Annotated in this window: 11 protein-coding genes and 1 pseudogene; 6 read left to right on the plus strand and 6 right to left on the minus strand. The window is 36.3% G+C overall.

Translation table 11 applies throughout. The annotated features are described in order from the left end of the window. Nucleotides 1–208 (plus strand): annotated as a pseudogene (locus tag Q1553_RS05285) (sugar transferase); the annotation flags it as partial. Nucleotides 209–270: 62 nt separating this feature from the next. On the opposite strand, the gene Q1553_RS05290 reads toward Q1553_RS05285, so the two are convergent. Together Q1553_RS05290 and Q1553_RS05295 are read right to left on the minus strand one after the other, a co-directional pair. Next, nucleotides 271–885 carry a class II aldolase and adducin N-terminal domain-containing protein gene (locus Q1553_RS05290; protein ID WP_115550972.1) on the minus strand — a complete coding sequence of 205 codons (615 nt, stop codon included), beginning with the start codon at nucleotides 883–885 and terminating at the stop codon, nucleotides 271–273. 11 nt (nucleotides 886–896) lie between these two features. Then, the gene (locus Q1553_RS05295) at nucleotides 897–1,751 is read right to left on the minus strand and encodes a M23 family metallopeptidase (protein ID WP_297600835.1); all 855 of its coding nucleotides are present in this window, start codon (nucleotides 1,749–1,751) and stop codon (nucleotides 897–899) included. A 306-nt stretch (nucleotides 1,752–2,057) separates the two neighbouring features. Here Q1553_RS05295 and grpE point away from each other — a divergent pair, with 306 nt between their 5' ends. The 3 genes from grpE (at nucleotide 2,058) to Q1553_RS05310 (ending at nucleotide 5,096) form a co-directional block, all read left to right on the plus strand. After that, nucleotides 2,058–2,612 carry a nucleotide exchange factor GrpE gene (grpE, locus tag Q1553_RS05300; protein WP_115550971.1) on the plus strand — a complete coding sequence of 185 codons (555 nt, stop codon included), beginning with the start codon at nucleotides 2,058–2,060 and terminating at the stop codon, nucleotides 2,610–2,612. 37 nt (nucleotides 2,613–2,649) lie between these two features. Then, nucleotides 2,650–4,521, plus strand: coding sequence for a molecular chaperone DnaK (dnaK, locus tag Q1553_RS05305; RefSeq protein WP_115550970.1), 1,872 nt, complete (start codon nucleotides 2,650–2,652; stop codon nucleotides 4,519–4,521). Between the two features lie 350 nt (nucleotides 4,522–4,871). Further along, the gene (locus Q1553_RS05310) at nucleotides 4,872–5,096 is read left to right on the plus strand and encodes a DUF2972 domain-containing protein (protein ID WP_297579058.1); all 225 of its coding nucleotides are present in this window, start codon (nucleotides 4,872–4,874) and stop codon (nucleotides 5,094–5,096) included. 118 nt (nucleotides 5,097–5,214) lie between these two features. On the opposite strand, the gene Q1553_RS05315 is transcribed toward Q1553_RS05310, so the two are convergent. From Q1553_RS05315 to Q1553_RS05330, 4 genes are read right to left on the minus strand one after another with little or no spacing between them, the layout of a single operon-like run. Then, entirely contained in the window at nucleotides 5,215–6,789 is a 1,575-nt protein-coding gene (locus Q1553_RS05315) for a dipeptide ABC transporter ATP-binding protein (RefSeq protein WP_300842795.1), read from the minus strand. Further along, nucleotides 6,786–7,826, minus strand: coding sequence for an ABC transporter permease (locus tag Q1553_RS05320; RefSeq protein WP_115550967.1), 1,041 nt, complete (start codon nucleotides 7,824–7,826; stop codon nucleotides 6,786–6,788). Before Q1553_RS05320 ends, Q1553_RS05315 begins: the two co-directional genes overlap by 4 nt. A gap of 1 nt (nucleotide 7,827) precedes the next feature. Beyond that, the gene (gene yejB, locus Q1553_RS05325; protein WP_115550966.1) at nucleotides 7,828–8,865 is read right to left on the minus strand and encodes a microcin C ABC transporter permease YejB; all 1,038 of its coding nucleotides are present in this window, start codon (nucleotides 8,863–8,865) and stop codon (nucleotides 7,828–7,830) included. A 10-nt stretch (nucleotides 8,866–8,875) separates the two neighbouring features. After that, the gene (locus Q1553_RS05330; protein ID WP_115550965.1) at nucleotides 8,876–10,702 is read right to left on the minus strand and encodes an extracellular solute-binding protein; all 1,827 of its coding nucleotides are present in this window, start codon (nucleotides 10,700–10,702) and stop codon (nucleotides 8,876–8,878) included. Between the two features lie 120 nt (nucleotides 10,703–10,822). Between Q1553_RS05330 and Q1553_RS05335 the strand changes: the two genes are divergently transcribed. After that, a complete protein-coding gene (locus Q1553_RS05335) occupies nucleotides 10,823–11,374 on the plus strand; it encodes a PepSY domain-containing protein (RefSeq protein WP_115550964.1) in 552 nt (183 codons plus the stop codon). 131 nt (nucleotides 11,375–11,505) lie between these two features. After that, nucleotides 11,506–11,889 carry a hypothetical protein gene (locus tag Q1553_RS05340; RefSeq protein WP_115550963.1) on the plus strand — a complete coding sequence of 128 codons (384 nt, stop codon included), beginning with the start codon at nucleotides 11,506–11,508 and terminating at the stop codon, nucleotides 11,887–11,889. Nucleotides 11,890–11,946 lie beyond the last annotated feature (57 nt).

The following is an 11,946-nucleotide window of genomic DNA, read 5'->3' on the forward strand; positions in this document are numbered from 1 at the left end:
AGTTGCAAAGAATCCTAGCTTAAAACTTCCTCCTTTAGAATCCTATACAGATTACAAACAAGCCTTAAAAGAAAAAGAATGCTTTACTTATAAATTAGGACTTGCTTTAATGCAAGCAGATAAGGGTTGGATTAAAGGGGGTTATTTAAGATTCTATTTTCTTGATGTGCCAAGACTAAGAAAAGAGTTTAGGGAGAAAAGAAAATGAGATTCCATAAGAGATTTTACTTTATGCAAGAGTATGGATTGCCACAAATTGCAAACAAATCTTTAAATATCAAACAAGTCTTGTGTTTGTTTGCTTCCCTCAAGTAAGCTGCTAAAATGCAAGATTTTGCAAGTATTTTCTAAAAGAGCAAAAAGCTTAGATAAAACCTGTAAATCACGATGATAAACATAAACTCCATAGCCACGAATCACCATAATTTTTTTGCCACTTTCTTTAAAATAGCGATTGATTTCTACATCGGCACGTTCATACCAACTATCAAAGTCTTTGGGGTTATAAACCTCTAATGTGTCAAGCATTTTGTAGCCAAAATAGTCTTTGGGAACGATTTTATTGTGCGTTAGAGTATAAGAAACGGTAAAAGGGGGCATTCCGTAGGCAATGTATTTTGCATTAGGAATGTTTTGATAGAGGAGAGAATGAATAAAAGCGTCCATACTCGCGTCATTCCAGCGGTAATCCCTTTTGTGATAAAGCATAATTAGGGATTCTTCATCTAAATCATCAAAAATCGCATCTTTTTTATTAATTAGAAAATGTCCCTCTTCTAGTTTCGTAGAGATTGAGCCGTGAAAGATTCCAAAGAAATTTTTACGAAACATAGAAAGGGAGATTGTTTTGAGATTCTGTAAAATCTTTTTGTCTAGCATATCCATTTGTTTTTCCTTTAAAAGAGTGCATTGGCTTGCGCAATAAAGTCTAGAGGATCCACTTGCGCTCCACGAATGAGAATCCCAAAATGCAAATGTGGCCCGCTTACGCGTCCTGTTGCTCCACTTAATGCAATTAAATCTCCTTTTTCTACAATCTGTCCTACTTCTACTTTGATTTCACTGCAATGATAATACATACTAAAGATTCCCTCCCCGTGGTCTAAAACCACAGAACCACCTGCTAGAAAGCGATGTTTGGCAATGACAACTTTGCCACGATTGCTTGCATAGATTTCTGTGCCAATTTTTGCTCTAAAGTCTGTGCCGCTATGGTAACTTTTGAGTTCATTGTTGAAGACGCGCGCACTTCCAAAAGGGCTTGTAATGACGCTTTGCATAGGATAGATAAAAGTAGAATTCCAAAGTCTTTCTTGGCTGTAATTGCTGTAAATTTTGTTTGCTTCTTCACGTTCTTTTTGGATTCTTTCTTGATTTTTGGGATTGGGTTTGACTTTGTTGGGGCTTGCTTGGATTTGCTCTTTGGTGTAGTTTCCCGCAATAATTTGGACAATAGAACCATTTTCTAATGTAATTGTAGAGGCGGGTGTGCGATAAGGGATAGACAGAATCGCTATTTTTTGGGATTTATCGCTAGGGTGTGGAATCCAAGTATAAGTTTTTTGGTTGATTTTGATAGGTTTTGGATTCGTCGCTGTGGTAGATAGAATAATTGTCTTACCATTTTCTACTTGAAAGGTTGAGGGAGTGGCAATGGAATCTTGCGCAAAAAATTGTGTGCCAAAAACAAAAAAAAACAGAACTAATAATTTTTGGAATATTGTATTAGTCGGCATATTGGAAACTCTCATTTAGGATTCTCCTTATAAAATTTAAAAGACTTATAGGATAACAGAGTTTTGCTTAAAAATCATATTAATCCTTGCCCTTGTGAGCGAAGCAATCCATAAATATAGAATCTTGCAAGGACAAATCCTTAATCTTGCATATCTTAAAAAATTCTATAATTGCGTATAAAATTTTAAGAAAGTTTAGTTTATTTTGTTAATTTAACTTGACAATAATAGACTAAAGTTATATAATTTCGCTTGAAATTTGAAAGAATAATTGCTAAAATTCAATTTTAAATATTCAAAAATCAAATTTAAGGAGCGAAAGTGCAAGAAGAGCAAAATGAAAATCAAACTTTTGACGATTCGCAAGAACATGACGAATCCCAAGAGGAAGTGGTGGCAAATGATGCGGATTCTAAAGAAGCATTACAATCGCAAATTAACGAGTTAAAAGAGCAATATGTGCGTGCTTACGCAGATTTTGAAAATACCAAAAAACGTTTGATTCGCGATAAAGACCAAGCCTTAGAATATGCGTATGAAAAAATCGCTAAAGATTTGCTTCCAAGTCTTGATACTCTTGAAATTGCATTAAAAACAATCCGTGATTCCAAAGAAAATAGCGAAAATCAAGAGGAAATTTTAAGAAAAATAGAGGAGGGCATTGCGCTGACTTTGGATAATTTGTTAAAAACATTGGCAAAACACGGGATTGAGCCTATCTTGACAGAAGGTGGGTTTGACCCGAATTTCCACGACGCAATTATGCAAGTGCAAAGCGATGCGCACGATTCGGGCGAGATTGTTGCAGAAATGCAAAAAGGTTATAAATATAAAGAAAGGGTTTTGCGTCCCTCTATGGTAAGTATTGCCAAGTAGAAAAACGTAAAATAAATTTAAAATCAAAGGATAAAAAATGGGAAAAGTATTAGGAATTGATTTAGGAACAACAAACTCTGCAATGGCGGTATTTGAAGGCAATGAGGCAAAAATTATCGCGAACAAAGAGGGTAAAAACACAACACCTTCTATTGTTGCATTTACAGATAAAGGTGAGGTTTTAGTTGGAGACCCTGCAAAGCGTCAGGCAATCACAAATCCAGAAAAAACTATTTATTCTATTAAAAGAATTATGGGATTAATGTTTAATGAGGACAAGGCGCAAGAAGCAAAAAAAAGACTTCCTTATAAAGTAGTAGATAGAAATGGTGCGTGTGCGATTGAGATTGCGGGGAAGGTTTATACTCCACAAGAAATTTCAGCAAAAATTTTAATGAAATTAAAAGCAGACGCAGAAAGCTATTTGGGCGAGGAAGTTACAGAGGCTGTTATCACCGTTCCAGCGTATTTTAATGACGCACAAAGAAAAGCGACAAAAGAAGCAGGAACGATTGCGGGATTGAATGTTTTAAGAATTATTAATGAGCCAACAAGTGCGGCGTTAGCGTATGGTTTGGATAAAAAGCATTCCGAAAACATTGTTGTTTATGATTTGGGCGGTGGGACATTTGATGTAACCGTGCTTGAAACAGGTGATAATGTCGTAGAGGTAAAGGCAACAGGTGGGGACGCATTCTTAGGTGGAGATGATTTTGATAATGCGGTGATTGATTGGGCAGCAGCAGAGTTTGAAAGCGAAAATGGAATCAATTTAAAAAGTGATGTAATGGCATTGCAAAGACTAAAAGAAGCAGCTGAAAATGCGAAAAAAGAGCTAAGTAGCGCACAAGAAACAGAAATTAACTTGCCTTTTATTACTGCGGATTCTAGCGGTCCAAAACACTTGGTAAAAAAACTCACACGTGCGAAGTTTGAAAGCCTTATTGAGCAATACATTAATCAAACAATTGACAAAATTGCCAATGTTATTAAAGATGCGGATTTGAGCAAAAGTGAAATCAATGAAGTCGTAATGGTGGGTGGTTCTACTAGAATCCCAAAAGTTCAAGAGAGAGTGAAAGACTTCATTGGAAAAGAATTGAATAAATCTGTCAATCCTGACGAAGTTGTTTCAATGGGTGCGGCAATTCAAGGAGGCGTGCTTAAAGGTGATGTGAAAGATGTCTTGTTGCTTGATGTTACGCCTTTGAGTTTGGGAATTGAAACATTGGGTGGCGTAATGACAAGAATTATTGAGCGCGGGACAACGATTCCAACAAAGAAAAATCAAGTTTTCTCCACCGCAGAGGACAATCAACCCGCAGTTACGATTCAAGTTTTACAAGGCGAGCGTGAATTAGCACGCGATAATAAAATGTTGGGAAATTTTGAGCTAAGTGGAATCCCAGCTGCTCCTCGTGGCGTGCCACAAATTGAAGTTACTTTTGACATTGACGCAAACGGAATCTTAACCGTGAGTGCAAAAGATAAAGCAACAGGTAAGGAACAAGAGATTAAAATCACAGGTTCTAGCGGATTATCCGATTCTGAAATTGAAAAAATGGTTAAAGACGCAGAGTTGAATAAAGAAGAGGATAAAAAGAAAAAAGAAATCATTGAAGTGCGCAATCAAGCCGATAGCCTCGTATATCAAAGCCAAAAAAGCCTAGATGAGATGAAAGATAAGATTGATGCAAGTGAAGCAGAGAGAATCCAAGCAGCAATTACTGCTTTGCAAGAAACACTTAAAAATGAGAATGCAACAAAAGAAGAAATTGAGGCAAAAGTCAAAGCCTTGACAGAGGCAAGCCATAAACTTGCAGAAGCAATGTATAAAAAAGACGAAAATGCGCAAGGCGGTGCGCAAAATAAAAAAGACGATGATGTGATTGATGCAGAAGTGGAATAGGAATCTTATAGGGGTGGAATCTCATCTTAGAGATTCCATTTGCAAATCCATAATCCTGCACGCCTGCGATTCTGTCCTCTCGTCATTGCGAGCGTAGCGAAGCAATCTAAAATATAAAACCTTAAATGTGAAATTTTGTTGTAAAATTGAATAACTTTGCTATAATATCAACTTATTTTTTCTAAAGGCTCTGTGATAACAAGTGTGGGGCATATCTCTATTTGGTTTAACAAAATCCTCTTTAAATTCCCGATTTACTTTCTCTCTTGACCCACAAGCAAGCTCTCTGAATTTTATCAAAAGCTAAATACTACTTTAAAAGAGTTTTTTAGAATCTCTACCTAAATTCGATTTATAGAATCTTTAATGTCCCAGAATCAAAGCTAGAAGACAAAGAATTTTTATTGACAAAAAATAGTGATTTGTATGCATTGTTGCCATTGGTGTTGTGTGCAGATGAGATTTCTAACGCAAAATCAACAAGACAGAGAATTAAAATTTATATTACTAGTAAGCTTGCTGCAAGGGATAAAATAGATATTAGTTTAGAAATGTTTGGATATACGCTTGATTAAGGTGCTAATACTTATTTCTTAAGAGGATTTGGATAAATTAAGATTAGATTCTGAAATCTACCAACGAACAAAAATATTTGCAAGAATTAATAAAAGAAGTAATGAATCAATCGGAATCTCATAGCTCACTTGCTTTAAGCAGGGTTTGGACATAAGGGTGTTTTGGGGATTTGAAAACCTCTTTTGTTGCCCCATATTCAAGCATTTTTCCTTCTTTTAATACCAAAACATTTTGGCATAAACTCGCAATTACGCTCAAATCGTGGCTAATGCAAAGATAGCTTAAATGATATTGCTTGCTAAGATTTAAAAGCAAAGTTAAAATTTGATTTTGTGTAGCGCGGTCTAATGCGCTTGTGGGTTCGTCCAAAATTAGCACTTTTGGGCGCAGAATCAAGCTTCTAGCGATACTAATTCTCTGTCTTTGCCCCCCGCTTAGTTCATTAGGATACCGCTCCAAATAGCTTTCCTCTAGCCCCACATCTGTGAGGCTTTGGATAATTTTTGCCCGAATCATTTGTGGAGTTTGATACGATTCTTTGTGTGCTTTAAGTCCCTCTTGTAAAATCTGAAAAACATTCATTTTGGGATTAAGAGAGCTAAAAGGGTCTTGAAAAATGATTTGAATCTTTTTTCTAAAATGGCGCAATTCTTTGCCCTTTAAAGCAAAGAATTTTTCACCTAAAAATTCCATTTCTCCTTGCACGATATTGGATTCAAGCAAGCGACAAAGTGCGTGGGCTAAGCTACTTTTGCCACTTCCTGATTCGCCAATAATTCCCAAACTTTCCCTTTCTCTTAGGCAAAAACTAAGAGGCTCTAAAGCGACAAAAGATTCTAAAGTCTTGCCCAAAAAACTTTTTTTTGTTGGATATTGGACACTTAGGTTTTTAACCTCTAAAAGTGTGTTTTGCTGATAAGATTCTTGATTGTAATGGAATCCCATTGATTGAATGAGCATTTGCGTATAAGGATTTTTTGGGGATTCAAAGATTTCTTTTATTGTTCCTCTTTCTACGATTCTGCCTTTTTGCAGCACAAGAAGTGAGGAGCAGAGTTTGGAAACGACAGCTAGATTATGGCTGATAAAAAGAATGCTAAGGTTTAATTTGGCTTGCAAATTTTTCAAAAGCTTGAGAATTTGAGCTTGTGTTGTGGAATCTAGCGCGGTAGTTGGTTCATCGGCAATCAGGATTTTAGGAGAGTTGGCAAGGGCAATAGCGATACAAATGCGTTGTCTTTGCCCCCCGCTTAGCTCATAAGGATAGGATTCTAAAATTTTTGGGCTAAGATGCACATTTTCAAGCAATTCCAAAATTTTCTGTTGCAAGGCTTGAGGCTTGATTTTTGGGTGATGAATGACAATCGCTTCGCTTAGTTGTTTTTTGATTTTTTGTAAAGGATTGAGTGCGCTTAGGGGTTCTTGGAAAATATAGCTGATTTCTTTGCCACGCAAAGCTTGCATTTGTGATTCTTTCCATTCAAGTAAATTTTGCCCCAAATAAAGAATCTCTCCGCTTTGTAATTCATAATTTTTAATTAATCGTAAAATCAAATGACTAAGGAGAGTTTTTCCACTCCCTGATTCTCCTACGATTCCTAAAGTTTCTCCTTTTTCTAGGTTAAAGTCAATGTTTTGTAAGCAGAATCCCTGCAAAGAGACTTGAAGCGAATGAACTTGCAAAAGATTCATTGTTCTTTTTCCTTGATGAGGATATTTTCACTCCTTAAGCAGTCTCGTAAGCCCTCTCCGATAAAGACGAGCAAACAAAGTAAAAAGCTTAAAGCAAAGAATCCACTTAACCCAAGCCAAGGGGCGTTGAGGTTGTTTTTGCCTTGAGAGAGGATTTCGCCCAAACTTGCACTTGGTGGAGGCAATCCAAGCCCCAAAAAGTCTAAGGAAGCTAGAGTAGTAATGCTCCCACAAAGAATAAAGGGTAAGTAGGTAATCGTCGCGACAAGCGCATTGGGTAAAATATGATAAAGCATAATGCGAAAATGGCTTACTCCTAGCATTTTGGCAGCTTTAATATAGTCAAGATTCCGCACTTTTAGAAATTCTGCGCGCACAAAAGGCACGAGAGCAATCCAAGAAAATAGCAAAATAACACATAAAATGCTCCAAAAGTTTGGCTCTAATAGGCTCGCAAAAATAATTAATACAAAAAGAATCGGCATTCCGCTCCAAATCTCAATTAAACGCTGCCCTAACAAGTCTATTTTGCCTCCAAAATACCCACAAATTGCCCCGATAAAAAGCCCGATAATAGAGCTAAAGAAAGTGAGAATTAAGCCAAATAAAATGGAAGTCTTTAGCCCATAAAGTAATCTTGCAAGCACATCTCGCCCCAAGTCATCTGTGCCTAAGGGGTTCTTGAGGCTTGGGGGTGAGGGAGAAGGGGTTGGTAAATCATAAATCACAGAATCATAAGCATAAGGAATGAGTGGCATAACAAAAAAACCTTTTTCGCGAATTTTGTCTTGCAAATAGGAATCATTGAAGTTTGCAATGCTTTCAAAATCTCCCCCAAAAGTCGTTTCGGGATAATCATGGAATAAAGGAAAATAGTTTGCTCCTGCATAACGCACAAAAAGCGGCTTGTCGTTCGCAATAAATTCTGCACTCATACAGATGATAAAAAGCACAGCAAAAATCCAAAGTGAAAAATATGCACGTTTGTTTTGTTTGAATGCTAGGAATCGTCTTTGATTTAGGATTCTTTTTTTCATCTTAAACCCGCTGGAAATTAATTCTTGGGTCTATGAATGTGTAGAGTAAATCACTGATTAATCCCACAATCAAGCCAAAAAGCGTAAAAAGATAAAGTGAGCCAAAGATGACAGGATAATCTCGCGTAATAATGGACTCATATCCTAAAAGTCCCAAGCCATCAAGCGAGAAAATGATTTCAATCAAAAGAGAACCACTAAGTAAGATTCCAAGCAACGCAGAGGGAATGGAAGCAATAATAATAAGCATTGCATTACGAAAAATATGACGATAAAGCACTTGAGATTCGTTTAAACCTTTGGCAAAAGCAAGCTGGACATATTGTTTGTGAATTTCCTCTAAAAAAGAATTTTTAGAAAGCAGAGTTAAAGTCGCAAAACCTCCAATACTAAGGGAGATAACAGGTAAAGTAATATGCCAAAAGTAATCTTTGATTTTGCCAAATAAACTTAAGTTTGCAAAATCATCTCCGATGATTCCGCGCAAGGGAAAGAGATTAAAATATGTTCCGCCCGCAAAAAAAATAATCAAGATGAGGGCAAATAAAAAGGTTGGAATCGCATTCCCGATAATGATGAGTGTGCTTGTAATGCTATCAAAAGTGCTTCCCTCTTTGAGTGCTTTTTGGATTCCTAGTGGAATAGAAATTAAATAAATTAATAAAGTGCTCCAAAGCCCTAGACTAATAGAAACGGGGAGTTTTTCTAAAAGTAAGTCAATGACAGCAGTATTCTTATAAAAACTACTACCAAATTCAAAACAAAGATAGTTTTTAAGCATTAAAATATATCGCTCTAAGAGGGGTTTATCAAAGCCATAAAGTGCGTTGATTTTGGCAATCATCTCTTCATCTAAGCCTTGATTTTTATAAACACTTGTAGGTTGCACTTCGCCTTGCCCTCCCACTCCTTCCAAACGTGCAATCATCTGTTCTACCGGACCACCTGGTGCTGCTTGAATGATGAAAAAGTTTAATGTCATAATTCCCAATAATGTAGGGATAATCAGTAAAAGTCTTTTGAAAATGTATTGTTTCAAATTTTCCCTTTTAGCGACGAAGGCTTGGATATTTCATCTGCAGTTTTTCTAGCTTGCTTGGATTGACCCACCAAGTTTCAAAGCCAACATTGTAAATTGGCGTAATTGCAGGGTGTTCTAAAAAATCCCAAAAAGCAACGCGGAATGTTTTGGTGTGAAAATGTGGAATCACATAATGTTCCCATAACAATACGCGGTCTAATGCGCGTGTGCTGTTGAGTAACTCTTGATAATCCTTTGCTTGAATGATTTTCGCAATCAAGGCATCTACGACTTCATTTTGAATCCCGATATAATTATAACTTCCTGCGGAATCTGCTGCCTTTGAACCCCAAAAAAATGCTTGTTCATTGCCAGGAGAGAGACTTTGAGGAAAAACGCTGACAATCATATCGTAATCAAATTGTCGCAGTTGGTTAATGTATTGACTGACATCTACAATGCGAATTTTCATCGTGATTCCTAGGGTTTGTAGATTTTTCTGAAAAGGAATTGCGACGCGTTCCATTGCGGGAGACACAAGCAATAATTCAAAAGTAAAAGGCTGCTCTTTTGTATTGGATTGCGTTGTAGGTGGATAAAGTTTGCCATTTTTGATGATAAAACCCGCATCTTTGAGTAAGGCTTGTGCTTTTTTGAGATTTTCGCGGTTGTTGCCATCGCCTTTGCTCTTAGGAAGGGAAAAACTTTGTGTAAAAACTTCTGGTGGAAGCTTGGAGCGATAAGGTTCTAAGATTGCTAATTCTGCGCCTAATGGAATCCCAACACTTGCAAATTCAGAATTATCAAAAAAACTTTTTGTGCGACTATATTGATTAAAAAAGAGATTCTTATTGCTCCATTCAAAATCAAATGCAAGCCCTAATGCCTCACGTACTCGCCTGTCTTTGAAAACATTTTTGCGCAAATTGAACACGAATCCTTGCATACCGCTTGGCAAGGAATGGAGTAATTCAATTTTTTGAATATCTTGGTTTTTTAGTGCAATTCCCTCATAGCCTACCGCCCAATTTTTTGCACTAGATTCTTCACGATAGTCGTATCTACCCGATTTAAAAGCTTCTAGGGCTACAGCGTCATCTTTGTAGTAATCAAAGGTAATTTTGTCAAAATTGAAATATCCCACACGCGTTTTGTGATTTTTAGCCCAATAATTGTCTATGCGCCGATAAGTAACACTTCTTCCTGCTTCAAAAGATTCTATTTTATAAGGTCCGCTTCCTAATGGAAGTTTGAGCGGATTTTCGCTTAAAATGGTATTTTCGTAGTAGTGTTTGGGCAAAATCGGCAAATCCCCAAGAATTAAGGCTAATTCGCGATTGTTGGGATTGTGAAAATTAAAACGCACGGTGTATTTATCTACAACAATGACTTCTTTAACATCTGCATAATATCGCACCATTGAGGGATTTTCTCCCCTTGCGATGGTGTTGAAACTAAACTCCACATCAAAGGCGGTAACTTCTTTGCCGTTGTTAAAATGTGCATTTTCATCTAAATGAAAAATGACAAAAGTGTTGTCTTCTGCTCTTTGAACTTGTTTCGCTACAAGCCCATATTGACTGCTTGGCTCATCAAAAGAGCGCACCATTAAGGTATCATAAAGGAGCGAAAGCCCTTTTGCACTTGTTCCCTTAAGTAAAAAATCATAAAAACTATCATAACTTCCAAGGGCATATTGTTTAATGTGTCCTCCTTTGGGTGCGTTAGGATTGACATAATCAAAAGAAGTGAAATTTTTGTATTTTACTTCACCATTTGCACTAAAAGCGGAATCGCTGTAAGTTTGTGCTAGCAAATAAGAAAAGAGAAGGGAGCAAAGTAAAAAAATGCGCATAAGTTTCCTTATTGAAATTAAAATCAAATATTCTAGCAAATTAAAGTTAAGAATTCTTCACAATTTCTTTATATTTCTGTGATATATTTCAATTTTATTTTTTAAAAAGGAGTCTTAAAGATGACAAAACAATTTCGCAATATCCATATTTACCTTAGTTTATTTTTCTTGCCTTTGGCATTAATGTATGCGTTAAGTGGAATTTTGTATATTGCTGGGATTAATCAGGATTTTGGTGCAACAAAGCAAACTTATACTTTGGTGCAAAACATAGAAAAAGGGCAAGAAGTGCAGGCATTAGTAGAGTATCTTAAAAGCACGCAATTAAAAGTGCCAAGCAATTTGGAAGCCAAAATGAATAGCAAAAGTGGGGCATTAGAGATTGGGGGAGTGCATTATTCTGCAAGCATTAAACAAAATGCGGATTCCACTTGGAGTGTTACGACTATGGAGCGCAGTTTAATTGGCGATATGATTATGTTGCACAAGGCAAAAGCAAAATGGTATTTTGATATTCTTGCAATTGGTTTTGGTTTAACTTTGATTTTACTTTATATTTCTGGGTTAATGATTACTTTATTTAACATCAAGAAAAATCGTGGGATTCAAATCTTCACAATTCTAGCTGGAATCATTATCAGTGTAATAGTAGGTGCTCTGAGCGTGTGTTAATCCGCGCTATTCAAAGGTCAAAAGAATCTTACTGAATGAAGCTAACTACTTTCTTTTGAAAATATAATTAAATCTTAAGACATTTTAGTTTATTATTTTTTAACTTTAATATTATCTTTGGAGGTGCTGATATGGCGTGCTTTGTTGAATCTATTGTGGCTGCAGGTGTTTTAAGTGTGGTTAAAAGAAACATTTTAAAACAAGAAAAAGCAAATGAAAATGTACAAAAATATTCCCACAAAATTTCTTGGAGTAGAAAATTAAGTTGGCTTGTTAATATGCTTTTTGGAGGTGCTTTTTTGCTTTTTATTGAGCATATTTGGCATGGTGAGATTGTTGCTTATCCTCCTTTTTTGACTGCAATGAGTTCTCCAGAAGATACACAAGCAATGATTTATGAAATTTTGACGATTGGTAGTGCGCAAGTTGCATTGATTACTACGATTTGGATTGTGATGATTATTTGTGCGGATAAAATGTCCGCAAATCTTACTTCTAAAGCCCAAATGGTTTAAGGTTAATCCAATGTGTTTGTTGATGACCTTGTTCGCAGCAGTGATTGCAAGCATTTG

The sequence above is a fragment of the Helicobacter sp. UBA3407 genome, from assembly GCF_949747025.1.
Lineage (GTDB): Bacteria > Campylobacterota > Campylobacteria > Campylobacterales > Helicobacteraceae > Helicobacter_D > Helicobacter_D ganmani.